General features: G+C 67.8%; 30 protein-coding genes. 20 read left to right on the forward strand and 10 right to left on the reverse strand.

Translation table 11 applies throughout. The features are described 5' to 3' along the window. Positions 1-45 precede the first annotated feature (45 nt). Together queG and ACW17X_RS14735 are read right to left on the reverse strand one after the other, a co-directional pair. Entirely contained in the window at positions 46-1,206 is a 1,161-nt protein-coding gene (gene queG / locus ACW17X_RS14730; RefSeq protein WP_492098513.1) for a tRNA epoxyqueuosine(34) reductase QueG, read from the reverse strand. Between the two features lie 195 nt (positions 1,207-1,401). Beyond that, a complete protein-coding gene (locus ACW17X_RS14735; RefSeq protein ID WP_492098515.1) occupies positions 1,402-1,941 on the reverse strand; it encodes a DUF2239 family protein in 540 nt (179 codons plus the stop codon). Between the two features lie 58 nt (positions 1,942-1,999). Between ACW17X_RS14735 and ACW17X_RS14740 the strand changes: the two genes are divergently transcribed. After that, complete coding sequence (locus ACW17X_RS14740) at positions 2,000-2,335, forward strand: GIY-YIG nuclease family protein (RefSeq protein WP_492098517.1); 336 nt, start codon at positions 2,000-2,002, stop codon at positions 2,333-2,335. Between the two features lie 191 nt (positions 2,336-2,526). Here ACW17X_RS14740 and fzlA read toward each other — a convergent pair whose 3' ends face one another. Further along, positions 2,527-3,213: an FtsZ-binding protein FzlA gene (fzlA, locus tag ACW17X_RS14745; RefSeq protein ID WP_492098519.1), complete on the reverse strand. Its 687-nt coding sequence runs from the start codon at positions 3,211-3,213 to the stop codon at positions 2,527-2,529. A 43-nt stretch (positions 3,214-3,256) separates the two neighbouring features. Next, positions 3,257-4,279: a cation diffusion facilitator family transporter gene (locus ACW17X_RS14750; RefSeq protein WP_492098520.1), complete on the reverse strand. Its 1,023-nt coding sequence runs from the start codon at positions 4,277-4,279 to the stop codon at positions 3,257-3,259. Positions 4,280-4,433: 154 nt separating this feature from the next. On the opposite strand from ACW17X_RS14750, the gene ACW17X_RS14755 reads away from it, so the two are divergent. The 14 genes from ACW17X_RS14755 to ACW17X_RS14820 all read left to right on the forward strand — a co-directional run bounded on the left by ACW17X_RS14755 (position 4,434) and on the right by ACW17X_RS14820 (position 15,362). Beyond that, complete coding sequence (locus tag ACW17X_RS14755; protein ID WP_492098522.1) at positions 4,434-5,603, forward strand: citrate/2-methylcitrate synthase; 1,170 nt, start codon at positions 4,434-4,436, stop codon at positions 5,601-5,603. Between the two features lie 24 nt (positions 5,604-5,627). Then, the gene (locus ACW17X_RS14760) at positions 5,628-6,428 is read left to right on the forward strand and encodes an undecaprenyl-diphosphate phosphatase (RefSeq protein ID WP_492098524.1); all 801 of its coding nucleotides are present in this window, start codon (positions 5,628-5,630) and stop codon (positions 6,426-6,428) included. Positions 6,429-6,475: 47 nt separating this feature from the next. Beyond that, positions 6,476-7,387: a class I SAM-dependent methyltransferase gene (locus tag ACW17X_RS14765; RefSeq protein ID WP_492098526.1), complete on the forward strand. Its 912-nt coding sequence runs from the start codon at positions 6,476-6,478 to the stop codon at positions 7,385-7,387. Between the two features lie 38 nt (positions 7,388-7,425). Continuing rightward, positions 7,426-8,115, forward strand: a complete 690-nt coding sequence (locus ACW17X_RS14770; protein ID WP_492100479.1) for a pseudouridine synthase — start codon at positions 7,426-7,428, stop codon at positions 8,113-8,115. 27 nt (positions 8,116-8,142) lie between these two features. Further along, a complete protein-coding gene (locus ACW17X_RS14775; RefSeq protein WP_492098528.1) occupies positions 8,143-8,406 on the forward strand; it encodes a type II toxin-antitoxin system Phd/YefM family antitoxin in 264 nt (87 codons plus the stop codon). Then, positions 8,403-8,816, forward strand: a complete 414-nt coding sequence (locus ACW17X_RS14780) for a type II toxin-antitoxin system VapC family toxin (RefSeq protein WP_476695375.1) — start codon at positions 8,403-8,405, stop codon at positions 8,814-8,816. The genes ACW17X_RS14775 and ACW17X_RS14780 overlap by 4 nt, the downstream gene beginning before the upstream one ends. Next, positions 8,813-9,454, forward strand: coding sequence for a phosphoribosylanthranilate isomerase (locus tag ACW17X_RS14785; protein WP_492098530.1), 642 nt, complete (start codon positions 8,813-8,815; stop codon positions 9,452-9,454). Before ACW17X_RS14780 ends, ACW17X_RS14785 begins: the two co-directional genes overlap by 4 nt. Positions 9,455-9,531: 77 nt before the next feature. Beyond that, on the forward strand, positions 9,532-10,734 hold the full coding sequence (gene trpB, locus ACW17X_RS14790; RefSeq protein ID WP_492100480.1) for a tryptophan synthase subunit beta: 1,203 nt from the start codon (positions 9,532-9,534) through the stop codon (positions 10,732-10,734). After that, complete coding sequence (locus ACW17X_RS14795; protein WP_492098532.1) at positions 10,731-11,204, forward strand: hypothetical protein; 474 nt, start codon at positions 10,731-10,733, stop codon at positions 11,202-11,204. The genes trpB and ACW17X_RS14795 overlap by 4 nt, the downstream gene beginning before the upstream one ends. Then, positions 11,201-12,043: a tryptophan synthase subunit alpha gene (trpA, locus tag ACW17X_RS14800; RefSeq protein ID WP_492098534.1), complete on the forward strand. Its 843-nt coding sequence runs from the start codon at positions 11,201-11,203 to the stop codon at positions 12,041-12,043. Before ACW17X_RS14795 ends, trpA begins: the two co-directional genes overlap by 4 nt. Before the next feature lie 10 nt (positions 12,044-12,053). Then, a complete protein-coding gene (locus ACW17X_RS14805) occupies positions 12,054-12,944 on the forward strand; it encodes an acetyl-CoA carboxylase carboxyltransferase subunit beta (RefSeq protein ID WP_492098536.1) in 891 nt (296 codons plus the stop codon). Positions 12,945-12,997: 53 nt separating this feature from the next. Further along, the gene (locus ACW17X_RS14810) at positions 12,998-13,657 is read left to right on the forward strand and encodes a hypothetical protein (RefSeq protein ID WP_492098538.1); all 660 of its coding nucleotides are present in this window, start codon (positions 12,998-13,000) and stop codon (positions 13,655-13,657) included. Further along, the gene (locus tag ACW17X_RS14815; RefSeq protein WP_492098539.1) at positions 13,654-14,082 is read left to right on the forward strand and encodes a PIN-like domain-containing protein; all 429 of its coding nucleotides are present in this window, start codon (positions 13,654-13,656) and stop codon (positions 14,080-14,082) included. The genes ACW17X_RS14810 and ACW17X_RS14815 overlap by 4 nt, the downstream gene beginning before the upstream one ends. A 5-nt stretch (positions 14,083-14,087) precedes the next feature. Continuing rightward, positions 14,088-15,362 carry a bifunctional folylpolyglutamate synthase/dihydrofolate synthase gene (locus ACW17X_RS14820; RefSeq protein WP_492098541.1) on the forward strand — a complete coding sequence of 425 codons (1,275 nt, stop codon included), beginning with the start codon at positions 14,088-14,090 and terminating at the stop codon, positions 15,360-15,362. A 173-nt stretch (positions 15,363-15,535) separates the two neighbouring features. Here ACW17X_RS14820 and ACW17X_RS14825 read toward each other — a convergent pair whose 3' ends face one another. Continuing rightward, positions 15,536-15,721 carry a hypothetical protein gene (locus ACW17X_RS14825; protein WP_492098543.1) on the reverse strand — a complete coding sequence of 62 codons (186 nt, stop codon included), beginning with the start codon at positions 15,719-15,721 and terminating at the stop codon, positions 15,536-15,538. Between the two features lie 122 nt (positions 15,722-15,843). Between ACW17X_RS14825 and ACW17X_RS14830 the strand changes: the two genes are divergently transcribed. Further along, entirely contained in the window at positions 15,844-17,427 is a 1,584-nt protein-coding gene (locus ACW17X_RS14830) for a GH39 family glycosyl hydrolase (RefSeq protein ID WP_492098544.1), read from the forward strand. Between the two features lie 67 nt (positions 17,428-17,494). Here ACW17X_RS14830 and trxA read toward each other — a convergent pair whose 3' ends face one another. Further along, positions 17,495-17,824 (reverse strand): thioredoxin, encoded by a 330-nt coding sequence (gene trxA, locus ACW17X_RS14835; protein WP_492098546.1) that lies wholly within the window; start codon positions 17,822-17,824, stop codon positions 17,495-17,497. A 194-nt stretch (positions 17,825-18,018) separates the two neighbouring features. After that, positions 18,019-18,696, reverse strand: coding sequence for a bifunctional 4-hydroxy-2-oxoglutarate aldolase/2-dehydro-3-deoxy-phosphogluconate aldolase (locus ACW17X_RS14840; protein ID WP_492098548.1), 678 nt, complete (start codon positions 18,694-18,696; stop codon positions 18,019-18,021). A gap of 213 nt (positions 18,697-18,909) precedes the next feature. Here ACW17X_RS14840 and ACW17X_RS14845 point away from each other — a divergent pair, with 213 nt between their 5' ends. Further along, positions 18,910-19,167, forward strand: a complete 258-nt coding sequence (locus tag ACW17X_RS14845; protein WP_492098550.1) for an Lrp/AsnC ligand binding domain-containing protein — start codon at positions 18,910-18,912, stop codon at positions 19,165-19,167. Here ACW17X_RS14845 and ACW17X_RS14850 read toward each other — a convergent pair. Then, positions 19,164-19,676 carry a GNAT family acetyltransferase gene (locus ACW17X_RS14850; RefSeq protein ID WP_492098552.1) on the reverse strand — a complete coding sequence of 171 codons (513 nt, stop codon included), beginning with the start codon at positions 19,674-19,676 and terminating at the stop codon, positions 19,164-19,166. The genes ACW17X_RS14845 and ACW17X_RS14850 overlap by 4 nt on opposite strands. A 113-nt stretch (positions 19,677-19,789) precedes the next feature. Here ACW17X_RS14850 and hmgA point away from each other — a divergent pair, with 113 nt between their 5' ends. Beyond that, complete coding sequence (gene hmgA, locus ACW17X_RS14855) at positions 19,790-21,085, forward strand: homogentisate 1,2-dioxygenase (RefSeq protein ID WP_492098554.1); 1,296 nt, start codon at positions 19,790-19,792, stop codon at positions 21,083-21,085. Next, on the forward strand, positions 21,082-21,447 hold the full coding sequence (locus ACW17X_RS14860) for a hypothetical protein (protein WP_492098556.1): 366 nt from the start codon (positions 21,082-21,084) through the stop codon (positions 21,445-21,447). Before hmgA ends, ACW17X_RS14860 begins: the two co-directional genes overlap by 4 nt. A 74-nt stretch (positions 21,448-21,521) precedes the next feature. Here the strand turns inward: ACW17X_RS14860 and ACW17X_RS14865 are convergent, their stop codons facing one another. Continuing rightward, positions 21,522-21,908: a DUF983 domain-containing protein gene (locus tag ACW17X_RS14865; RefSeq protein ID WP_492098557.1), complete on the reverse strand. Its 387-nt coding sequence runs from the start codon at positions 21,906-21,908 to the stop codon at positions 21,522-21,524. A gap of 55 nt (positions 21,909-21,963) precedes the next feature. Then, complete coding sequence (locus tag ACW17X_RS14870; protein WP_492098559.1) at positions 21,964-22,332, reverse strand: hypothetical protein; 369 nt, start codon at positions 22,330-22,332, stop codon at positions 21,964-21,966. 120 nt (positions 22,333-22,452) lie between these two features. Here ACW17X_RS14870 and ACW17X_RS14875 point away from each other — a divergent pair, with 120 nt between their 5' ends. Then, positions 22,453-25,311 (forward strand): tetratricopeptide repeat protein, encoded by a 2,859-nt coding sequence (locus tag ACW17X_RS14875; RefSeq protein WP_492098561.1) that lies wholly within the window; start codon positions 22,453-22,455, stop codon positions 25,309-25,311. The last annotated feature ends 32 nt before the right edge of the window (positions 25,312-25,343 follow it).

Here is a 25,343-nt window from a genome sequence, read left to right on the forward strand (position 1 = left end):
GCGATTATAACCGCTGTGCGGGTCATGATGGGATGACCGGCCGGGTCATAGCCCAGGCTGTTGAAAATCCCGGACTTCCGTAGCGAAATTAGGCGCGCTGGCCCGGTTCCATTCCTCCAAAACCAGGGCGTCGGTCTCGTTCGCGGCCTGGGCCAGAGCGGTGAAATCGGCGGGGGCCATCAGGCGCGACAGGGCCCAGACGGCGGCGCCGCGCACCAGAGGGGCGGGGTCGCTGAGCAGGTGCTGGGTCGGGGCGATCAGGCTCGGGTCGTCGGAATTGCCGACCGCATAGAGGACGTTTCTCAGGAACCGGTCGCGGCCGATCCGCTTGACCGGGCTCTTGGTGAACAGGGCGCGGAAGGCGGGGTCGTCGAGCGTCAGCAGATCGGCCAGGCGCGGACTGTTGAAGGCGGGACGGGGCTGAAGCCGGATCTCGCGGGCCTCCTGAGCGAACTTGTTCCAAGGACAGACGGCTAAACAATCGTCGCAGCCATAGATGCGCGAGCCGGTCAGGGTGCGGAACTCGACCGGCCAAGGCCCGGCGAACTCGATGGTCAGATAGGAGAGGCAGCGCCGGGCGTCGAGCTGGAACGGGGCGGGGAAGGCGTTCGTCGGGCAGGCGTCGAGACAGGCGGTGCATCGGCCGCAGTGTTCGGTCTCGGCCGCGTCCGGTTCGATCTCGGCGGCGGTCAGGATCGTGCCCAGGAACAGCCAGTTGCCGTGGGTGCGGCTGAGCAGATTGGTGTGCTTGCCCTGCCAGCCCAGTCCGGCGCGCTGGGCCAGCGGCTTTTCCATCAGGGGGGCGGTGTCGACGAAGACCTTGATGTCGGCGCCGTTGCGGGCCGCGATCTGACCGGCCAGCTGTTTCAGCCGGCCCTTGATGACCTCGTGATAGTCGTCGCCCCGCGCATAGACCGAGATATAGGCGGCGGAACGCTCGGCCAGTTGGTCCAGCGGATTGTCGTCGGGGCCGTAGTTCATCCCCAGGACGATGGCGGTCCTGGCTTCGTCCCACATGGCGGTGGGGTGCTGGCGGCGGTCCAGCGTCGTTTCCATCCATTCCATGTCGCCATGCCGGCCCTCGTCCACGAAACGCCGCAGCCGCTCGCCCGCCGGCCAGGCGTCAGCGGCCGAGGCGAAGCGGCAGACGTCGAAGCCGAGCTCGGCCGCGCGCTGGCGGATGAAGGTTTTCAGGCGGTCGGACACGGGCGGGGGATAGCACGAAATGGGGCGAGGAAGACCTTCCCCCGCTTGCGGGGGAAGTGTCAGGTCGTGGCGCGAAGCGACACGCCTGACGATGGGGGAAGTCTAGCCTTTTGGCGACACTCCCCTCTCCGACCCTGGTCCGCTGCGCGGACGCCGGGCCACCTCTCCCGCAAGCGGGAGAGGGTCTTGGGGCGGTCATTCGGTCGATGCGGCGCCGTCGAACAGTTCCAGGATCTGGCCCTGGATGTCCGTGGGCCAAGGCGCGATCAGCGCGGCGAGCCGCTCGCGGTCTGCGGCGAACAGGGCGCGGCTGGCCTCTTCGAAATCAGGGGCGTCGCCGGCCATCTCGACCATGAACCCATAGGCGGCGTCGGTGCGGCGGCGGCGGGCGTCGTCGTCCGCGCCGGTCTTGCGCGCCTGGTCCACCAGACGGCGTAGGGCGGCGGAGGCGCCGCCCGGCTGGGTCGCCAGCCAGTCCCACTGACGGGGCAGCAGGGTGACCTCGCGCGCGGCGACGCCCAGGCGCGGACGGCCGCGCCTGGGGGCCGGAGTAGGTTCTTGTTCACGGAGGTCCAGGTCGACTGGCCGACCGGTCGCCAGATCGAACACGCGCAGCGCGGCTTGAGGTGAGGCCGCCAGGGCGTTGCGGAAGGCGGCCGCCACAGCGGCGTCCGAACCTCTGGCGATGCGGCGGGGGCCGTCGAACAGAACCAGATCGCGATCTTCGTCGCTCATATATTTACCCGGGTGAAATTAGCTGTCATATTTATACCCGGATAAATAAGAGAGCGCCATGACCCAGACAAATCGCAAGACCCTGATCGCGGCATACAAGGAGCGGCCGACCATCGCCGGGGTCTATGCCGTGATCTGCAGCGCCACGGGTCAGGCGTGGGTCGGCAAGAGTCGCCACATCGACACCGAACAGAACGGCCTGTGGTTCGCGCTGCGCCATGGCGGCAGCCCCTATCGGTCACTGCAGGCGGCGTGGAAGGCGCACGCGCCTGAGGATTTCCGGTTCGAGCAGTTGGATCGATTGCCGGAGGATATCTCGGACCTGCGGCGCAAGGATGAACTGGTCAGTCGGGCGAAGCTGTGGATCGCGCGTTTGGGTGCGGAGGCGCTTTAGGGGGGCTTTTGCCTTTCGTCATTCCGGGCGCAGCGCAGCGGAGACCCGGAACCCAGCGGCGCCGAAGGCGAAATCTATCCGACGCACGATGCTGGACCAGCGAGGCCGCGACAGGTTCGCGCTCTCGCGCGCCGCTGGGTTCCGGGTCTGCGGGCCAAGCGGCCCTCCCCCCGGAATGACGAAAGGGGGTTTTAGAAATCCAGGTCCGCGTACCAGGCCGACGGCGGCACGCCGACGAAGCGGTCCGCCAGCAGGGGGCGGAAGCAGGGGCGGGATTTGAGTTTGGAGTACCAGGTCTTGAGCGCGGGCCAGTTGGCCCACTGGATTTCGCCGAAATAGTCGAGGACCGACAGGTGGGCGGCGGCGATCAGGTCGGCCTGGCTGAGGCGGCGGCCGGCCAGCCAGTCGCGGGCGGCGACAAGCTCTTCCAGCATGGCGAGGTGGGATTTCAGGGCGTCGCGGCCGTGGCGCAGGGCGCGGGCCTCGGGCGGACCCAGTTTGAGCAGGGGCTTCTCCATCCGCTCGTGCAGCAGGACGGCGTCGACCTCGTCGGTGAACCGGCGCTCGAACCAGCCGGTCAGGCGGCGGGCCTCGGCCCGTTCGGCGGGGTCGGCGGGCAGCAGGAGCGGAGCCTTCTGCTGGTCCTCGATCCAGCCCAGGACGGCGGGCAGTTCGCACAGGGTCAGGGGACGGCCGCGGTCGGTGGTCTGGACTACGGGCGGCAGGCCCGAGGGGTTCAGGTCATTGACGGGGCAGTCGTCCTCCCACGGACGAACCGGGGTGTCGGTCCATTCGATGCGCGCCTCGCCCAGGGCCAGGCGCGCGGCGCGCGAGGCGGGCTGGAAGGCGAAATGGAACAGGACGCTGGACTCGGACATCACCGCTTAATGCGCCGGCATCCGTTAATGTCCGTTTACCGGATCAGGACCAGGGGCCTTTGGGACGGGGCTGGAGCGGCGCCGGGGAGGCGGTCTTGGCCTCGGGTGAGGCGTCTGACGGGGGCGAGGCGCTGGCTGTCTCGGCCGGTTGGGGGCGGGCGCGGCCGCGCGGGTCGGCGTGGATCAGGATGTCGGCGGTCGGATAGTGGCTGAGAATGCGGTTCTCGGCCTCGACCACGATGGCGTGGGCGGCGTCCAGCGTCAGCTCGGGGTCCAGGTCCACGTGCATCTGGACCATCATCACCTGGCCCGCCATGCGGGTGCGCAGCTGGTGGACGCCGGAGATGCGCGGGTCGGCCAGGACGGCGTGGGTGACGGCGGCGCGGTCGGACTCGGGCGCGGCGCGGTCCAGCAGATGGTCGGCGGCGGCCTTCAGCATGCCGGTCGCGCCCCAGAACAGCCAGACGGCGACCACCAGGCCGGCGGCGGCGTCCAGGCCGGGCGCTTTCAGGAAGGCTCCGGAGATCACCCCGATCAGCACCACCAGATTGGCGGCTAAATCGGCGGCGTAGTGGGCGCGGTCGCCGGCGACGGCCATTGAGCCGGTCTTCTTCAGCGCCCGGGTCTGCATCCAGACCAGCCAGGCGGTGATGGCGATGGACACGATCACCACCCCGCTCGCCCAGCCGCCGGACGTGACGGGGCGCGGGTCGAAGATGCGCTGAAGCCCCTCCCAGCCGATGAAGACGGCCGAGGCGAAGACCAGGCCGGCCTGGACCAGGGCGGCGAGCGCCTCGCCCTTGCCCCGGCCGTAGCGGTGGTGCTCGTCCGGCGGGGCGGCGGCCCAGCGGACGGCGTAGAAGGTCGCGAGGGAGGCGATCAGATCCAGGGTCGAGTCCGCCAGGCTGGCCAGGATGGAGACCGAGCCCGAGGCGCCCAGGGCGAAGGCCTTGAGGGCGATCAGCACCACAGCGACCCCGACCGACAGACGCGTGATGCGCCGGGTCGCCAGATGGGCGTCCTCGATCGGCGTGGGCGCGGGCGGAGAGGCGGGCGGCGTCGTCATCAGGCTCCCTTGTCGCGCAATCATGGCCGAAAGCCAACCTTGGCGCCCAAATCGAGCGCCCCAACTGGATCAAGCGGCGCGTTAGCGTTAAGGACATGAAACGGCGCTATGTCGGTTTCCGTTCTCTACTTGTGGCATCGGTCGTGGAGACGACATGAGCGCTGACGAACGTTGGATTGCGAGAAGCGAGGCCCTGACCCGACTGGGGGTGAAGGCCCAGACCCTTTACGCCTATGTCAGCCGGGGCCGGATCGCGGCCCGGCCGGACCCTACTGATCCCCGACGCAGCCTGTACGCCGTGTCCGACGTCGCGCGGATGTGCGGCGAGGGCGAGGAGATCGAGGCGTCCGAGGTCCGCAGGCCGGTCGTGGGGGCGGCGGCGCGCGGCGAGGCGGACATCCAGTCGTCGGTGTCCCTGATCGTCGATGGACGGCTGTTCTATCGCGGTCTGGACGCGGTCCAGATGTCCGAAGCCGCCACGGCGGAGGCGGCGGCGCGCACCCTGTGGGACGCGCGCGAGGCGGATCCCTTCGCCGAGTTGAAGCCCCGGATCGATCCCATCGTCGGCGGCGCGACCCAGAGGCGGGTGCTGGCCGTGCTGGGCCGGCGCGCCATCGAGGACCGGTCGCTGCGGGCGCATGACGGAGCCAGTCTGAAACGCGAGGCGGCCTCGCTGCTGAGCGAGGTGGTGGACAGTGTCTCCGGGCCGGGGCCGCGCCTGTATCTGCACCAGCGGCTGGCGCGCGGATTCAAGACGGCCGAGCGCGACAGCCATCTGATCCGCCGGGCCCTGGTCCTCGGGGCCGAGTGCGGGATGGACGAGGCGGTGCTGGCGGCGCGGGCGGCGGCCGGCGGCGGGGCGCCTCTGGCCGGGGCGGTGCTGGCGGGCGTGACGACCCTGTCGGGCCGGGCCCTGATCGAGATGGACGAGGTGACTGCCTATGTCGGCGAGGCGCGGCGTGATCCGGACGGGGCGGCCCGCCGCTGGATCGGGCTGAGGGGCGGCGTGCCCGGCTTCGGCGTGGCGACCGAGTTCGGCCGGGTCGACCCGCGCGTTCCGGCCCTGCTGGATTCGGCGGACCTGCCCGCCGATCTCAAGGCGGTATGGACCGAAGGCGAGGCGGCAGGCGGGCAGGCGGCGAGCTTCGCCCTGGCCCTGGCCCTGACCGCGCGGCGACTGGACCTGGGACCGACGGGGGCGGGCGACCTGCTGGTGCTGGGGCGGCTGATCGGTCTGCTGGCCCATGCGGTGGATCAGGCCACGGACGGCTCGCCTATCCGGGCCAGATTGCGCTATGTGGGACCTGAACCGGGCTCCCACTGAACACCCCGGCTCTCAGGGGATCACATGTCTGATTGGCTTGCGGCGATCATTCTCGGTCTAGTCGAAGGACTGACCGAGTTCATTCCGGTGTCCTCGACAGGGCACATGCTTCTGCTCGGCCATTTCATGGGCTTCGAGAGCTCGGGCAAGACGTTCGAGATCGTCATTCAGCTGGGCGCGCTGCTGGCCATCGTCAGCGTCTATTTCAAGCGGCTGTGGACCCTGGCGACGCGCTGGCCCTTCGATCCCGAGGCGCGGCGGTTCCTGATCGGGCTGCTGGTCGCCTTTGCGCCGGCGGTGGTGATCGGCTTCCTGGCCTATGACTTCATCAAGACCGTGCTGTTCGAGACGCCGCAGGTGGTGTGTGTCGCCCTGATCGTCGGCGGGGTGATCCTGCTGGCGCTGGACCGGATGGACAAGCGGCCCCAGTGGCTGGACGCCAACCAATATCCGATGCGGATCTATTTCCTGATCGGCCTGTTCCAGTGCCTGGCCATGATCCCCGGCGTGTCGCGCTCGGGCGCCACCATCGCCGGCGGCCTGCTGCTGAAGACCGACAAGCGGTCGGCGGCCGAGTTCAGCTTCTTCCTGGCCCTGCCCACCATGGGGGCGGCGGTGGCCTATGACCTGCTGAAGAACCACAAGACGCTGGATTTCAGCGACGTCGGCCTGATCGCGGTGGGCTTCCTGGTGGCCTTCCTGACGGCCCTGGTGGTGGTGCGGTTCCTGCTAGATTTCGTCTCCAAGCACGGGTTTGCGCCCTTTGCCTGGTGGCGGATCGTGGTCGGGGTGGTCGGGCTGGCGCTGTTGCAGGCGGGGTTCTGAGTCCCGCGACGCTGGCGAATTGCAGCGTCTGCCTCTAAGGGGCGGGCATGACCACGCTTCTTTACGGCCGACCGCCGGTCGTCTTCGATCCGCCCAGCACTGGAGCGGGCACCGCGATCCAGACCTCGCCCCTGATCCCCGGCTCCACCGCGCTTGAGACCGTGCCCGAGGGCTCGGTCGACGATATAATGATCTACGCCCCGCCCGGCGTGTTGGAGCGGCGCTATGTTCTGGCCCTGGCGCTGAGGGCGTTGAAGGTCGGGGGGCGGCTGGACGTCATGGCCCTGAAGGACAAGGGCGGGTCGCGGCTGAAGAAAGAGCTGACCGGCTTCGGCGTGGAGGTGGGCGAGACGGCCAAGGCGCACCACCGGCGCTGTATCGTGGTCAAGCCCGAGACGATGGCCGGGATCGACGAGGCCATCGCCGAAGGCGCGGCGCGGATCGTGCCGGGGCTGGAGGCCTGGTCGCAGCCGGGGATCTTCGCCTGGGACCGGATCGACGCGGGTTCGGCCCTTCTGGCGCAACATATGCCGGCGCTGAAGGGGGCGGGCGTCGATCTGGGTTGCGGCTATGGGGCGCTGGCGACGGTGGCCCTGCGGTCGGCGGCGGTGACGTCGCTGCGGCTGATCGACCTGGATCGCCGAGCGGTGGAGGCGGCGCGGAAGAACGTCGAAGACCCGCGCGCGAGCGTCGAATGGGCCGATGTGCGGACGATGATTGCAGAAGGCGAGCTGAACTTCATCATCAGCAATCCGCCCTTCCACGACGGCGGGGCCGAGGATCGCCGGCTGGGCCAGGCCTTTATCAGGAAGGCGGCCGAACTGCTGAAGAAGGGCGGTGTGGCCTGGATCGTGGCCAACCGGCATCTGCCGTATGAGGCCGAGCTGAATACGGCGTTCAATCGGGTGCGGCTGGTTGCGGATTCGGGTGGGTACAAGCTGTTCGAGGCGGTGAAGTGAAGACCCCCACCTCCCGCGTCGACCGACTGCTGGGGTCGATGGGCTATGGATCGCGGGCCGAGATGGCGCGGATGGCCAAGGCGGGGGGGATCGTGCTGGACGGCGCGGACCTGACGGACGTGTCCAAGCGGATCGCGGTAACGCCGGACCTGCCGACCCGGATGGAGATCGACGGCGAGCCGCTGGATCCGGTTCAGGGGCTGGTGATCCTGTTGAACAAGCCGCTGGGCATGACCTGTTCCCACAAGGAAGAGGGCGCGCTGGTCTATGACATCCTGCCGGGACGGTGGCGGGCGCGCGACCCGGCCATCTCGACCATCGGGCGGCTGGACAAGCAGACCACGGGCCTGCTGCTGCTGACCGACGACGGCGACCTGTTGCACCGGGTGATTTCGCCCAAACGCCATGTGGGCAAGGTCTATCGCGCCGGGCTGGCGCGGCCGCTGGTCGGAACCGAGGGCGCGCTGTTCGCCTCGGGCGAACTGGTGCTGGAGGGCGAGGACAAGCCGCTGGCGCCGGCGGTGCTGGAGGTGGTGTCCCCGACCGAGGCCCTGCTGACGGTGACGGAGGGCCGCTATCACCAGGTGCGGCGCATGTTCGCCGCCGCCGGCAACCATGTCGAGACCCTGCACCGCGAACGGCTGGGCGGCCTGACGCTGCCGGCCGATCTGGCGCCGGGGCAGTGGCGGTTGCTGACGCCGGAGGAGATCGCGTCGATCTTCGTCTGAACCGAGATTGTGGACATTTGACGTTAGATGGCTATCTTGATGGCCATGTCCAGCTACTCCGTCGCCGAAGCCAAGAACAACCTGCCCAAGCTGCTGGATCGCATGCTGGCGGGCGAGGCCGTGACCATCACGCGGCGCGGCGTGCCGATCGCGCGGCTTGAACCGACGCAGGCGACAAAGCCGACGTCGGGGCCGATGGACATGGACTGGCTGCAACGGGTGCGGATCAAGTCTAAGTCGCCCATCGACTCCGTCACGCTGATCCGGCGCATGCGGGACGAAGAGATTTGACTGTTTATCTCGACACCAGCGTTCTGGTGTCTCTGTTCCATACCGACAAGCACACGCAGCGGACATCGACCTGGATCGCCGACATTGACGATTTCGTGCTGAGCAGTTGGGCGCTGGCCGAGTTTTCTTCGGCCTTGGCGGTCAAGGCGCGAATGCGCCATTTGCTCGACGAGGAGCGGAGGTCGTTTGAACGCGTGTTTGACCAATGGTTGAAGGGTCGGATCGTGCTGTCGGTCGTTGATGGCGACATCGTAGAGTCGCGCGCCATGCTGAGGGCGGACACGAGATTGCGGGCGCCCGACGCCGTGCATTTGGCCATCGCCGCCAGACACGGCTGCGTCGTGGCGACACTGGATGAGGATATGGCCGCGGTAGGCCGCGACATTGGACTGACGGTGATCGTCCCATGAAGACAGCCATCAAGATCTGCGGCCTGACCACCGCCGACACCCTAGACGCCGCCCTGGACGGCGGGGCGGATTTCGTGGGGGCGGTGGTGTTTCCCAAGAGCCCGCGCCATCTGGCGCCTGAGGCGGCGGCGCGTCTGTTCGAGCGGGCGCGGGGACGGGCGAAGATCGTGGCGGTGACGGTCGATCCGGACGACGGCTTGCTGGAAGAGATCGCGCGGACGCTGAAGCCCGACTTCATCCAGTTGCACGGATCAGAGACGCCGGCGCGGGCGGAAGGCGTGCGGGCCTTGACCGGGGCGGGGGTGATCAAGGCCCTGCCGATCCGGCACGGCGACGACTTCGCCGCCGCCGACGAATGGGACTATCACGCCGATCATCTGATGTTCGACGCCAAGCCGCCGGAGGGTTCGGTCCTGCCCGGCGGCGTGGGGCATAGTTTCGACTGGACCCTGCTGGCGGACCGGGCGTTTCGCCACGACTGGTTCCTGGCGGGGGGGCTTAACCCCGACAATGTGGCCGAGGCGCTGCGGATCACCGGGGCGCCGATGGTGGATGTGTCCTCTGGCGTCGAAAGCGCGCCGGGTGTTAAGGACGCCGACCGGATCGCGGCCTTCATCCAAAACGCGCGCCGGACGTAATTACGACGCCTCCCTGCGTGAAAGTTGGACTCGTGAACGCTCAAACCCCCATCCAGACCCCGACCCCAGGCCAGCCGCTGTCCAACGCCTATGCTTGGCCGGACGCGCAGGGTCGGTTTGGGCCCTATGGCGGGCAGTTCGTGGCCGAGACCCTGATGCCGCTGATCCACGAGCTGGACGCGGCCTATAAGGCGGCCAAGGCGGACCCGAGTTTCCAGGCTGAGTTGGACGGTTTCCTGACCCACTATGTCGGGCGCGAGAGCCCGCTGTATTTCGCCGAGCGGCTGACCGAACATTTCGGCGGGGCGCGGATCTGGCTGAAGCGCGAGGACCTGAACCATACGGGCGCGCACAAGATCAATAATTGCATGGGCCAGATCCTGCTGGCGCGGCGCATGGGCAAGACCCGGATCATCGCCGAGACGGGCGCCGGTCAGCACGGCGTCGCCAGCGCGACGGTGTCGGCGCGGTTCGGCCTGCCTTGCACCGTCTATATGGGCGCAGTGGACGTCGAGCGGCAGCAGCCGAACGTGTTCCGCATGCGTCTGCTGGGCTCGGAAGTCTTCTCGGTCACGGCCGGGGCTGCGACCCTGAAGGACGCGATGAACGAGGCGATGCGTGACTGGGTCACGAACGTTTCGGACACCTATTACATCATCGGCACGGCGGCGGGTCCGCACCCCTATCCGGCCATGGTGCGCGACTTCCAGTCGGTGATCGGCAAGGAGATCAAGACCCAGTCGATGGCCCGGATGGGCAAGCTGCCGGAGGCTGTCGTGGCCTGTATCGGCGGCGGGTCGAACGCCATCGGCGCCTTCCACCCCTTCATCGACGACGCGGCCGTGCGGCTGATCGGCGTCGAGGCGGCGGGGCACGGGCTGGATACGCCGGACCATGCGGCCTCGCTGAAGGGCGGGCGGTCGGGCGTGCTGCACGGCAACCGGACCTATCTGCTGCAAGACGAGGACGGCAATATCGTCGAAGGCCACTCGATCTCGGCCGGGCTGGACTATCCGGGCATCGGGCCGGAACACGCCTGGCTGCATGATATCGGCCGGGCCGAATATCGGTCGGCGACCGACAACGAGGCGCTGGAGGCGTTCCAGCTGTGCTCGAAGCTGGAAGGAATCATCCCGGCGCTGGAACCGGCCCATGCGCTTGCGCGAACGGGCGAAGTGGCGCGCGAAGTCGGCAAGGGCGGGGATATCGTCCTGCTGATGTCGGGCCGGGGCGACAAGGACATCTTCCAGGTCGCCAAACATCTGGGAGTGGAACTGTGATCCGTAGCCTGCTGGCGGCCACCGCCGCGCTGAGCCTTTCGACCGCCGTTCAGGCCCAGACGCCCGCGCCCGCGCCTGCACAGGTCCAGCCCGCCGATGTCGCCCTGCTGCCGGGCGCGCAGCTTTCGCCGGATTGCGGCGGTCTGAACAATCTGGCCGGCCGGGCCTGGTGCGTCACCGCCCCCCTGGGTCAGGTCGGCGCCCTGGCCGAGGCCTATATCGCCGATCTGGCGACCAAGGGCTGGCTGGCGGCGGGTGGCGATGAGAACCGCGTCGTCCTGATCAAGCGTCGCGAGGGTGGCGGTTGCGAAGGCATGCAACTAGTCGCCTTCTACGACACCACCAAGACCGCCGTGGCCGAACTGCCCGGCTATCTGGGCTTCGCCGTCGTGCCCGGCGACGTCTGCGCCCAAGCCGCTGCTGAAAAGTCCGCCGCCGAGAAGCCCGCTTCGGAAACCACGCCGCAATGACCACCGCCCGTATCGACGCCTGTTTCGCCGCGCTGAAGGCCGAGGGCCGCGCGGCCTTTATTCCCTATGTCATGGGGGGCGATCCGTCGCGCGAGGAGGCGCTGGAGCTTCTGCGCGGCCTGCCCCCCGCCGGGGCCGACATCATCGAACTGGGCTTCCCGTTCAGCGATCCGATGGCCGAGGGGCCGCCGATCCAGCGGGCGGCCATTCGCGGGATGAAGGCCGGCTTCGGCCTCCGCTCGACTATGGATCTGGCGCGTGAATTCCGTAAGGGCGACGACGCGACCCCGATCATCCTGATGGGCTATCTGAACCCGATCGAGAGCCTGGGCTATGACGCCTTCGCCGCCTATGCGGCCGACTGCGGCATCGACGGGCTGATCGTGGTGGACTGCCCGCCGGAAGAGGCCGGGCCGCTGATCGAAGCGCTGGACAAGGTCTCGATCTCGCTGATCCGTCTGGCGACGCCGACCTCGGACGACGAACGGCTGAAGATCGTGGTCCAAGGCACTTCGGGCTTCGTCTATTATGTCGCCGTCGCGGGCGTGACGGGCGTCAAGGAGGCGAACGCCGAGGTGGTGGCGCCGGCGGTGGAGCGGGTGCGCAAGGCCTCGGGCCTGCCGGTCGCCGTCGGCTTCGGGGTCAAGACGCCGGAACGGGCGGCCGAGATCGCGCGGGTGGCCGATGCGGTGGTGGTCGGTTCGGCCCTGGTGGACGAGGTGGCGGCCGCGCTGGAGGCCGGCGAAGCCGTTGCGCCGCGCGTGCTGGCTCGGGTCAAGGCGCTGGGCGACGCGGTTCGGTCGGTGCGGACTGGTGCATCCCTGGCGGAAACCGTCTAAGAGCCCGACCATGGTCGACAAGAACAAACCTCAGGAAAAGCGCGGCGGCTGGCTGAGCCGTTTCGCGCCCGGCGTCCGCAAGATCGTTTCGCGCCGCGACACGCCCGACAATCTGTGGGTCAAGGACCCCGATACGGGCGAGATGCTGTATCGCTCGGATTTGGAAGCGTCGCTGTGGGTGACGCCGTCGGGCCGTCATATGCGGATCGATGCACCGACGCGGCTGAAGGCCACCTTCGACGGCGGCCAGTATGAGTCCATCGACACGCCGGACGTGCCGGAAGACCCGCTGAAATTCTCGGACGGCAAGCCGTACAAGGACCGCCTGAGCGCCGCGCGCAAGGCGGCGGGGCGCAAGGACACCATGGCCATCGGCTATGGCGTCGTCGGCGGTCAGGATGCCGTGGTGATCGTGCAGGACTTCACCTTCATGGGCGGGTCGTTGGGCATGGCGGCCGGCGAGGCCTTCATCAAGGCCGCGCGCGAGGCTGTGGCCCGCAAGGTTCCGATGATCTGCTTCACCGCCGCCGGCGGCGCGCGGATGCAGGAAGGCGCCCTGTCGCTGATGCAGATGGCGCGGACCACCCTGGCCATCGAAGAACTGAAGACCGCGAAACTGCCGTATGCCGTGGTCCTGACGGACCCGACGACGGGCGGGGTGACCGCCTCCTACGCCATGCTGGGCGACGTGCACCTGGCTGAACCGGGCGCCCTGATCGGGTTCGCCGGTCCGCGCGTGATCGAGGCCACGATCCGCGAGAAACTGCCGCCAGGCTTCCAGCGCGCCGAATATCTGCAGGAAAAGGGCATGGTGGACCGCGTGGTCGTCCGCGCCGACCTGCCGCGTGTCCTGGGCCAAATCCTGTCCATGCTGATGGGCGGAACCCGCCAGGCGGCCTGACGGCGCTTGCTCAACCTGGTGACGCGATTCATACTCGCCTAAAGGAGGCAGTTATGGGCGACGTTCTGTCCTGGCAGCAGATTGGGAGCGCTGGAGCGTTCACCACCAGCCAAGTCGCGCGCCTTGTCCGCCGTGATTCGTCTGAGGTTCTTCGGTGGACCAAAGGTGATCCGCCCCTTGTCGTGTCTGATTACGAGCCAATTCAAAATCGACCAGTCTTATCGTTTGAAGCTCTGCTCGAAGCTAGGTTTGTGTCCCACATGCTCCGGGAAGGCGTTCCTATGCGGCTTCTTCGCAAGGTATCGGAGAAGTTGAGACTCCAAGGAGTGCCTCATCCATTTGCTGCGGATCTGGGAATCGTGTCGGATGGTTTTCGTCTTTTCGAAAGTTCCGACGGTCGCCTGATCAATCTGGTCAACGAATGCTATGCTGAACCCGATCTAATGCAGCCCGCGCTTGAGGGCCGTGTAGTCTTTAAGCGCGGCGTGGCACGCTATTTTGAGCCCTATCCGCAAGATTTACCGCTTGTTCGGATTGATCCGAGGCTTGCCTTTGGTCGCCCGGTCGTTGTCGATGGCGACGCTGCGGCCCCGACCGCCAAGTTGGCGTCTGTGGCTGAAAGCGAAGGGGTCGAAGCGGCGGCGGACTGGTATTTGATTTCCCAAGACGCGGTTCGACAGGCCGCCGAGTTTGAGCAGCGGTTGGCCGCGTGACCCTGATCCGGTTCGACGAAAACATCTCTCGTCGAATTCCGGACGCTCTTCGCCAATTGAGGTTGCCTGAATATGTCGAGATCGAAACTGCGTTCGAGGCGAATGCGGTCGGTCAAGCAGACGTAGATTGGTTGGCGGACTTCGCTCTTCGAGAGGGTTCCTGCATAGTCTCTGGCGATGAGAGAATGCGAGATCGGCCTGCGGAACGCGCCGCTTTGCAAGCGGCAGGCATCATAGCAGTCTTCCCTCCTGAGGGAAGATTTTGGACGCCTTTGCGCTTGTATGGGCAAGCAGCGTTTCTTATCCGCTGGTTTCCCCTAATCGTGCGTTTGGCGCAGGATTCTGAACCCGGAGAGCATTTTCGCCTGCCCTCGAGTTGGACTTTGGATATTGAGTCAGTCCGAAAGCTTCCTCGTTTAGACTGAGATTGATGGACCCGATTTCCGAGCGGCTGCGCGCCCGACATCCGCAACGGATCGATCTGTCGCTGGATCGGATGAAGGCCCTGTGCGCCGCCCTGGGCGATCCGCAGCACAGGCTGCCGCCGGTGGTTCATGTAGCGGGCACGAACGGCAAGGGGTCCACCGTGGCCATGATCCGGGCCATCGCCGAGGCGGCGGGTCTGAAGGTCCATGCCTATACCTCGCCCCATCTGGTGAGGTTCAACGAGCGGATCCGGCTGGCCGGGCGGTTGATCGAGGACGATCATCTGAACGCCATCCTCGACCGGATCGAGGCCGTCGCCGGCGAGGCGACGGTGTTCGAGAGCACCACCGCCGCCGCCTTCCTGGCCATGGCCGAGACCCCGGCCGATCTGGCCATTATCGAGGTCGGCCTGGGCGGGGTGCTGGACGCTACCAATGTCATCGAGCGGCCGTTGTTGAGCGTCATTGCGCCGGTCGATTACGATCATGCGGAGTTCCTGGGCACGGACCTGGCCGTCATCGCCTCGGAGAAGGCGGGGGTATTGAAGGCGGGCGCGCCGGCGGTGATCGCGCGCCAGCAGGAAGAGGCGATGAAGGCCATCGAGCGGCGGGCCGTCGATGTTCATGCGCGGCTGACGGTGCTTGGGGTGGATTTCGACGCCTGGGCCGAGCGGGGCGGGCTGGCCTTCCAGACGGCCGAACTGTTCATGGACCTGCCGGCGCCGGCCTTGGCGGGGGCGCATCAGATCGACAATGCGGCTTTAGCCGTGGCGGCGGCGGTCGAGCTGGATCTGCCCGAGGCGGCGATCGCGCAGGGGCTGAAGGCCGTGCGCTGGCCCGCGCGGCTGCAACGGATTTCGGCGGGTCCGTATGGCGAGGCCGCGAAGGCGGCGGACGCCGAACTGTGGCTGGACGGGGGGCATAATCCCCATGCGGCGAGGGCGCTGGCGGCGTTTCTGGCCGAGCGGCAGGCGCGGGCGCCGCGTCCGCTGGCCCTGATCTGCGGGATATTGGCGAACAAGGATGCGGGCGGGTTCTTTGCGGCGCTGAAGGACAGTCAGGCGACGGTGTTCACGGTCGGCTTCGACGGGGCGGCGGCCGAGCCGGCGGCCCTGGCGGCCGTAGCGCGCGGGCACGGGCTGGCGGCGACGCCGGCGGGATCGGTCGGCGAGGCGGTGGATCTGGCGCTGCGGCTCGGCGCGGGACGGGTGGCGATCTGCGGGTCGCTGTATCTGGCGGGCGAGGTGCTGGGGGCGAGCCGCGAGACCTGGCCGGAGTGATTTCTCTCCCTCCCCCTGAGGGGGAGGGGCGTCGCGCAGCGACGGGGTGGGGGCGGCAAGGCAAAAGCGCACTGATCTGACTTGAGATGTGTCGCCCTGCCGTTCCCACCCGGCTCCGGCTACGCCTCCGCCCCCCTCCCCCGCAGGGGGAGGGAGAGTCTGGTATGATGGCCTTACTTGCTCATCCAGGGGCGGGATTTGCCCGCCGCGATGCGGGCGTTCTGTTCGCGTTGGAAACGGCCGCCGCGCGGGGCCTGGGGCCGGGCGTCGAGCGCCGCCTTCTTCAGACGCAGGGCGCGCTGGACGGGGGTTTCGTCGGCGGGGGCGGACGGGTCCGGGGTTTTATCGTCTTGGCTCATGGGGCCTGACCTACCACACCAAGAGGAGCTTCGTCCCGAAGACGTGAAGCTGCGGCCAGATGACCGGGTTGCCCGGCGCTTTTGTTAGCGCTACCAAAATGAAACGACAACGGATGGAAACCATGGATCGGATGAAGATGTCAGGCCGAGCAGGGCTTGCCCTGATCGCGGCCTTGGCGGTGCTGGCCGGGCCGGCGGCTGCGCAGAGCGCGTCGGCCGCTCGGCCCATCGTGGTGGACGCCCGAGGGGCGACGACGCCGCGCGACCGGATGGCCGACTTCTCGGTCGGCGCCGACTATCCCGGCACGACCGGCCGCGAGGACGCCCTGGCTCAGTTGAAGACGGTGCAGGACGAGCTGGGCTTCCGCTACATCCGCTTCCACGACATCTTCCACGACGACATGGGCGTGTATCGCGAGGTGGACGGCCAGCCGGTCTATGACTGGACCCGCATCGACCAGCTGTACGACCGCCTGCTGGGCATGGGGCTCAAGCCCTTTATCGAACTGGGCTTCACGCCGGATGCGATGAAGACCTCGGACCAGACCATCTTCCACTGGAAGGGCAATACCTCCCATCCGCAGAAGGAGAAGTGGAGCGGGCTGATCGACGCCTTCGTGCGACATCTGATCGGCCGCTACGGCGCCGAAGAGGTGCGGTCCTGGTATTTCGAGTTCTGGAACGAGCCGAACCTGGACGGCTTCTGGGAACGGGCCGATCAGGCGGCCTATTTCGACTATTACGGACGGACGGTCCGGGCCATCAAGGCGGTGGATCCGACGTTGCGGGTCGGCGGACCGTCCACCGCCGGCGCGGCCTGGGCGCCTGAGTTCCTGGCCTATGCCGATCAGCACCAGCTGCCGGTCGATTTCGTCACCACCCACACCTATGGCGTCGAGGGCGGTTTCCTGGACGAGAAGGGCGAGGGCGACAACAAGCTGTCGCGCGCGCCGGACGCCGTGGTTTCGGACGTGCGCAAGGTGAGGGGGCAGATCGAAGCCTCGACCCGGCCGGGCCTGCCGCTGTTCTTCACCGAATGGAGCACCAGCTATAATCCGCGCGATCCGATCCACGACGACTATTTCGGCGCCTCCTACATCCTGACCAAGCTGCGCGAGAGCGAGGGCCTGGTTCAGGGCATGAGCTACTGGGCCTTCAGCGACCTGTTCGAGGAGCCGGGCCCGCAGACCAAGCCGTTCGACGGCGGGTTCGGCCTGATGAACCCGCAGGGCGTGCGCAAACCGACCTTCTTCGCCTACAAATATCTGAACAGCCTGGGCGACCGGGAACTGGCGACCGGCGACGCCCAGAGCATCGCGGCGCTGAAGGGCGAGACGGTGCAGGTGCTGGCCTGGCGCTATGAACTGCCGGACCAGCCGATCAGCAATCGGCCCTTCTTCCGTCAGGTGCGCGAGCCGTCGGCGGCGGCGCCGCTGGACATCGTGGTTCAGAACCTGACGCCCGGCGTCCACCGCGCGACGGTGCGACGGGTCGGGTTCCGGTCCAATGACGCCTATACGGCCTATCTGGAAATGGGCGCCCCGGCCGCGCTGGACGCCGCCCAGTTGCAGCGGCTGAACGACCTGACGCGCGATACGCCCGAGGTGCAGTCCGTCACCGTCGGGGCCGACGGGCGGGGGCGGCTGAGCATGCCGATGAAGACCTATGACGTGGTGCTGGTGGAGGTCGGTCCGGCCCAGCCGTAAAACGAAAGCGCCCGCCGGTCGGAACCGGCGGGCGTTCGATCTTCAGCGATCCGTCAGGGGATCAGGCCTAGGCCTTGACGCCCGCCTCGGCCAGCCATTCGACGATCTTGCCCTTGGGCATGGCGCCGACCTTCATCGAGGTCATCTGACCGTCCTTGAACAGCATCAGGGTGGGGATGCCCTTCACGCCCAGTTTGGACGGGGTCATGGGGCTGTCGTCGATATTGATCTTGGCCACGGTGACCTGACCGCCCAGTTCGTCGGCGATCTGTTCCAGCGCCGGGCCGATCTGTTTGCAGGGGCCGCACCATTCGGCCCAGAAGTCCACCAGGACGGGGGTGGAGGATTTCAGGACGTCGGCGTCGAAGCTTTCGTCCGTGACTTTAACAGTCGCCATGAATGGCTCCTTGGGGCGCGGTCGCCGGGCCTGCGGGGGCAAGCGGCTTGAGCGCAAATGAAAGTTGGCCGGATACGTCCGGGTTCAGTCGCAGATGTGGGAGCGAATCATGGGCAATTCAACTCCCGCCATCGACCGCGTCAGCGCTCCTTCTCCGTCGTCGTCAGGTTTGTGCGAGGGCGACGTGGGGAGGTTTAGCCCTTCGACGCCCGGAACGCCGCCACGGCGTCCACGGTCGCGCGGACCTTGGTTTCGATGGCGCCCCAGTCGCCCGACTTGACGGCCTCGTCCGTCACCAGTTTCGACCCCATGCCCGCCGCAACGATGCCCGCGCCGAACCATTTGGCGATCGAGGCCTCGTCCGGATCGACGCCGCCCGTCGGCATGATCTTGACCCAGGGCATCGGCCCCTTGACCGCCTTGACGAAGTCCGGGCCGCCGACCGACGAACCGGGGAACAGTTTGACGATGTCGCAGCCCAGCTCGTGCGCCTCGCCGATATCCGTCACCGAGCCGCAGCCGGGGAAATAGGCCACCATGCGCCGGTTGCAGACCTTGGCCACGTCGGGGACCAGGCAGGGGCTGACCACGAAGCGCGCGCCCCGGTTCAGGTACAGCGACGCCGTGCCGCTATCGACCACCGAGCCGATGCCCAGCACCACCTCGGGGTCGGTCTTGATCAGTTCGCGATTGATCTCGCCGAACAGGTCGCAGGCGAAGTCGCCACGATTGGTGAACTCCACCACCGGCGCCCCGCCGCGCGCACAGGCGCGGATGACGTTCAGGCTGACCTCGGGATCGGGATGATAGAAGACCGGGCAGACGCCCTGGGTCTCGAGCGCCTGAAGCACGCTGACGCGATCATGGGCCATGTCTAAAATCTCCGCCTGTCCGACCCGCGCCGGAACGTCTGTGTTGCACCGACCGGTCGCCCGGCCCTGTCCCTGCTTATCTCAGCCGCCGCCGAAAGCGAAAGCCGCACGACCGGGTTCGGCGGGCGAGGGCGGAACATATTGTTTCATCCGCCGTCTTCGACGCCGCGTCCAAAAGGGTTTAGGAGGCGGCCAGCAACAGGAGCCCCCGCCATGATGACCGCCATCTTCGTCTTCATCAAAACCGAGCTGGGCTACGCCAATGACGTGGCCGCCGACATCGTCGACAATGTCGAGAATGTCTCCGAGGTCTATTCCACCTCGGGCCAGCACGACCTGCTGGCCAAGTTCAACCTGCCGCGCGACGCCGACATCGGGACCTTCGTGACGAAACAGGTCCAGACCCGGCCGCATATCCGCGACACCTTCACCGTCATCACCTTCTCGCCCTTCCTGCCCAAGTCGGCCTAGGACTTCCGGGCGTCGGTCTTGCGCTTGACCTCGTCCTTGCGCTCCTCTTCCTGGTCGTCGTCGCCGACCTTCTCCTCGACCGAGGCCGAAAAGCGCTGGAAAGCCCCCAGGCCGACCAGCACCAGGACGGCGGCGATCAGCAGGGCGGCGGGATAGATCAGCAGGGCCACATCCTCGCGCGCCGTCTTGAACACCACCACCAGGGCCTCCAGGAACAGGGCGATGACGATGGTGGACAGGAACTTGGTCAGGCTGCGCCGGGCCTCGGCCGCGCTCCGCCGCTCGTTGCCGCGCCGAACCTCGTCCTCGAAGATATATTTGGCCACGTCGAAGACGGCGATGGCGACGATGACATAGCCCAGCATGTTCAGCACGGCGTCCGCCCCGGACCGGTCCGGACGGCTGATCTCCTTCAAGGCGTCCGCCAGGCCGAAACCGATCAAGGCGACGGCCGACATCAGCAGCATGAGGCTGGCGAAGCCGAAGACGGCGCGGGTCAGATAGATCATGGCGTTGCGGCTCCCTGGCGGCTGTCAACGCGCGGGCGGCCAAGCTGTTGCAGCCCTGAACAGGGTGACGACGGTCGCCGCCCCGGCTAAACCGGGGGCATAGGGAGACCCACATGACGCGATCCAACGCGCCCGCCTATCAAACCGGCTTCGGCAATCATTTCGCGACCGAGGCCGCGCCCGGCGCCCTGCCGCAGGGCCAGAACTCGCCGCAGAAGACGCCGATGGGCCTGTATGCCGAACAGTTGTCCGGCACGGCCTTCACCGCCCCGCGCGCCGAGAACCGGCGCAGCTGGCTGTACCGCCTGCGCCCCTCGGCCCAGCACGGCCCCTATGTGGCCTTCGACCAGGGACGGGTCCGCTCCGGCCCGTTCGACGAGACCCCGCCCAATCCCAACCGGATGCGCTGGGACCCTTTGCCCATCCCCGAGACCGCGACCGACTGGGTCGAGGGTCTGGTCACCTACGGCGGAAACGGCGATCCCGACGCCGGGGCCGGTGCGGGCGTTCACCTCTATGTCGCCAACCGGTCGATGGTGGACCGCGTCTTCTACGACGCCGACGGCGAACTGCTGATCGTGCCCCAGCAAGGCGCCCATCGCTTCGTCACCGAGATGGGCGTGATCGAGGCCGAACCCGGCCATGTGGTCCTGATCCCGCGCGGCGTCCGCTTCCGCGTCGAGATCGACGGGCCCGTTCGCGGCTATGTCTGCGAAAACTACGGCAGCCCGTTCCGCCTGCCGGACCTGGGGCCGATCGGCGCCAACGGCCTGGCCAATCCGCGCGACTTCGAAACCCCGGTCGCGGCCTTCGAGGACGTGGATCGCCCGACCCAGTGCGTCCAGAAATACGGCGGACGCCTGTGGGCCACGACCTTCGACCACAGCCCGCTGGATGTGGTGGCCTGGCACGGCAATCTGGCGCCCTGCCGCTATGACACAGCGCGGTTCAACACGATCAACACGGTCAGCTACGACCACCCCGATCCGTCGATCTTCACCGTCCTGACCAGCCCGTCCGAGACGCCGGGCACCGCCAATATCGACTTCGTCATCTTCCCTCCGCGCTGGATGGTGGCCGAGCATACCTTCCGCCCGCCCTGGTTCCACCGCAACGTCATGAGCGAGTTCATGGGCCTGGTGACCGGCGCCTATGACGCCAAGGCCGGCGGTTTCGCCCCGGGCGGCGCCAGCCTGCACAACCGGATGAGCGGCCATGGCCCCGACCAGGCCAGCTATGAGGGCGCGATCCAGGCGGAACTGAAGCCGCACAAGATCACTGACACCCTGGCCTTCATGTTCGAGACCCGGGCGCCGATCCGTGTCACGAAATGGGCGTCGGAATCACCGCAGATGCAGCTCGACTACGACGACGTCTGGTCGGGCTTCACCAAAGGACAGGTCAAATGATCCGTATCGCTCTCGCCGCCGCCGCCGCCCTGATGGCGGCCGCCTGCACCCCTCAGACGACGACGGGCGCCGGCTCCGACGCCCCGATGCAGAGCGCCGACGCCTCGGCCTGCGCCACGCGGGGCGGCACGATGAAACAGGTCGGCCGGATGCAATCCTGGCAGTGCGTCATCTCTTACGCCGACGCCGGCAAGCGCTGCACCGACGGCGACCAGTGCCAGGGCGACTGCCGCGTCGAAGGCAACACCGGCATCGAGGCCGGCGCCGCCACGGCCGGCGTCTGCCAGGCGACCAGCGACCGCTTCGGCTGCAACACGCCCGTCGAGGACGGCAAGGCGGGCGCGACCCTCTGCATCGACTGAGGTGTAAGGTTCAGGGCGAAGAACGCCCTATCCCCTAAGGATGACGGCGTGAGAGGGGGCTGCGCCCCGCCTCCTCAATCCCCGTGCTTGCCGTTGCTGGAAAACTCCGGCGGCGCGGCCTTGTGCACATACTGCTCCGCCACCAGCCAGGCCTTGAACGGCCGCAGGCAACCCAGGCACATGGCGATCAGGATCGGCAGGGTCACCACGGCATGCACCCAGATGGGCGGCTTCACCGTAAAGTCGAACACCATCAGCAGGATCATGCCCACCACCCCGACCGCCGTCATGACGAAGAAGGCAGGACCGTCCGCTGGATCGGCGAAGGCGTAGCTGAGCCCGCATTTGGGGCAGGCCTCTCGCAGGGTCAGATAGCCCTTGAACAACGGCCCCTCGCCACAGCGGGGGCAGCGGCAGGCCAGGCCTGTCTTAAGGGTGCTCAGGCGAGGATAATCCGTCATCCGGTCTATATGGAGGTTCGCAGCCCCGTTGTCGCGTGGACGACTTGTCCATCGTTCAGTCTTCGGTCGGGCGCGCGGCGGTCCAGATGAAAACGAAGTCGCGGTGCTCGGCCCAGGTCTGACCCTCGACGTGATCGCCCGCCTGGCAGGCCGCGGTGTGGTAGGCGCCTGCGCCGTCCGTGGTGCGGAAACTGACGCAGAGCTTGCCCTTTTGTCGCTTCCACCGGCCGGCCAGGATCTCGCTGTCGTAAAAATCACCCGTAACGGTCCCGCCGGGCGCGAGAGTCAGGTGCATGGTCTTCAGGTAGGGCTGGGCCGGATCGACGGTCAGGTCCACCGTCCAGGCCCCATCGAGGGCGGGCGGTTCGTCCGGCGTGGGCGGCGTGGCGGCCTGGAGCGCGAGGGCGAGCAGAAGCGGCGTCATGGAAGCCTCCAGTTCGGTTCTGAAGGGACCACGGCGGCGATCAGCCGTCAACGAACGCGTCGATTTCTGTGAAATCGGTTAACCGCGATTAAAGAGCTTGTGAGGCAAGGCTCCACGGATATGTCCGGGACCTCGCACAGCAAGCGCCTCCTGAAGTCGACCGTGGCCGCCGCCGCGGCTGGCGCGGTCGCCTTTGCGCCCCTCGCGCCCCTGGCGAAAGAGGCGGGCCGGTCCAGCGATCCGTTGTCGATCAGCATCGGCCAGGCCGGCGAATTCACCCGAGTGGAATTCGGCGGCGTCATCGGCGTGCGCAGCCAGGTCCGGCGCGAGGCCGACAAGGTCATTGTCCGCCTGGGCGTCTCGGCCGCGCCCGACGTCTCGCGCCTGCGGGTCGACCCGCCCGAGGGGGTCAAGGCCGTCGAGACGCGAATGGCGCGGGGCGGGGCGACCGATCTGGTCATCACCCTGGCCGAGGGCGCCGACGCCCGATCGGGCGTCGCCGACGGCGCCGTCTGGCTGAACCTCTATGCGCCGGGCAAGGCGCCCGAGCCGACGCCGGAAGAACGCGCCGCCCTCGTCAATTCCGTCGTCCCCGTCCGCGCCGTCTCCTCGCCCGAGAAGACGGTTCTGACCTTCCAGTGGGGCGCGCCGGTCGGCGCCGCCGTCTTCCGCCGCGGCGAGGCGGTCTGGGTGGTGTTCGACACCGCCGCCAAGATGGACCTGACCGGGGCCAAGGCCCTGGGGCCCGCCAAGGACGCGCGCTGGGCCGCCGGCCCCGACTATACAGCCGTGCGTATCGCCGCGCCCGATGGCCTGGCCGTCGTCGCCGAGGGGCAGGGCGGAACCTGGACCGTGACCATCGGCGGTCCGCCCGCCGGCGCCTCGGGCGTCGAGATCGACCGTTCGGAGGACGGGTCCGCCAGTCTGGTGGCGCGGATGGCCGGGGCGACCAAGACCGTCTGGCTGACCGACCCCCTCGTCGGCGACCGTTTCGCCGCCGTCACCGCCCTGGCGCCCGGCAAGGGGTTCTCGGGCACGCGCAGCACCGTCGATCTCAGCCTGATCCCGACCGCCCAGGGTCTGGCGGTCGAAACCACGACCGACGACCTGAAGATCGAGGCCGAGGGCGACCTCGTCACCCTCAGCCGTCCCCAGGGCCTGACCCTGTCGCCGCCGTCGGCGACGCTGGAGGCCGCCGGCGCCGAGAGCGACGCCCCCAAACGCGCGGCCTACCCGGCGCTGATCCTCGAGGAATGGGCGGCCGCCGGCGAGGACGGCTTCTCCGAACGCTATCGCCGTCTTCAGGACGCGGCGGCTCAGGAGACCATCGCCGGAACCGACAATCCCCGCGCCCCCATCGCGGCGCGGATGGCCCTGGCCCGGTTCCTGGTCGGATCGGGCCTGAACTACGAGGCCATCGGCGTCCTCAACGCCCTGATCGCCAAGGCCCCCAATATGCAGGGCGAGCCCGAGGTGCGCGGCCTGCGCGGCGCCGCCCGTGTCGGCGTCGGCCGGCTGGAAGAGGCCCAAGTCGATTTCGCCGGCTCGGCCCTGTCCAATGATCCCTCCGCCAAGGTCTGGCAGGGCTATCTGGCGGCCGAACGGGGCGACTGGGAAGAGGCGCGGCGGGCCTTCGCCGCCGGCGCCTCGGTCATCGACGACTTTCCCAAGGAATGGCGCGCCCGTTTCGGCGCCGCCCACGCCCTGGCGGCTCTTGAAACCAACGACCTGCCGGCCGCCCGTCAACTGCTGGACTACGTCTTCAGCCAGAACGCCTCGGCCGCCGATCAACTGACCGCCCGGGTGGTTCAGGCCCGCCTGTTCGACTTGTCCGGCGACAAGGCGCGAGCGCTGGCGGTCTACAAGGCCGTGGCCCGCGCGCCGCTCGACGGCATCGCCACCCCCGCCAAACTGGGCGCCATCAGCCTCGAGATGGAAAAGGGCGTCCTGACGCCGGACCAGGCGGCCCAGCAGCTGGAACTTCTGAAGTGGCGCTGGCGCGGCGACGCGACCGAGCTGGCGGTGGTCCGCAAGCTGGCGGGCATCTATCTTCAGCAGGGTCGCTACCGTGAGGCCCTGGACGCCCTGCGCGGCGCCGGCAAGCGGATGGCGGGCGTGCCCGGCGCGGCCGAGATCCAGGCCGATCAGTCCAACGCCTTCCGCGCCCTGTTCCTGGAAGGCGCCGCCGACGGCCTCCAGCCGGTCCAGTCCCTGGCGCTGTTCTATGATTTCCGCGAACTGACCCCCATCGGCGCCGACGGCGACGAGATGGTGCGGCGTCTGTCGCGTCGCCTGATCGACGTCGATCTGCTGGATCAGGCCGCAGAGCTGCTGAAATATCAGGTCGACAACCGTCTGGACGGGGTGGCCCGGGCCCAGGTCGCCACCAATCTGGCCACCGTCTATCTGATGGATCGCCAGCCGGAGAAGGCGCTGCAAGCCATCTGGGGCTCCCGCACCACCCTGCTGCCGACCGCCGTCAACGCCGAACGTCGGGCGTTGGAGGCCCGCGCCCTGATGGATCTGGGCCGCTACGACCATGCGCTGGAAGTGCTGGACAAGGATCAGTCCGGTCCGGCGCGCGAGGTGCGCGGCGACATCTTCTGGAAACAGCAGAAATGGGCCGAGGCGGCCCCCCTGTATGAGGCCCGACTGGGCGATCGCTACAAGCAGGGCGCCACGCCCCTGACCCCGGTCGAGGAAAGCTGGCTGATCCGCGCCGGCGTCGGCTATTCGCTGACCGGCAATCGCGCGGCGCTCGACCGGCTGCGGGGTCAGTATTCGCCCTTCGTCGCGCGGGCCCGGTCGGCCAACGCCATCCGCGTGGCGCTGGATGACGATCTGTCGGGCGTGGCGGGGGTCGCCGATTTCTCGGGCCTGTCCGCCAATGCGGACACCTTTGTCGGCTGGGTCAACGCGGCCAAACAGGACTTCAGAAAAGAAACGGGCGGGAATCGCCCAGCGACTCCCGCCCGTTGATCAGCTGATCGGTCCCCGCAGGGACCGAAAAA

The organism is Brevundimonas sp. FV1ye4L (genome assembly GCF_058681255.1).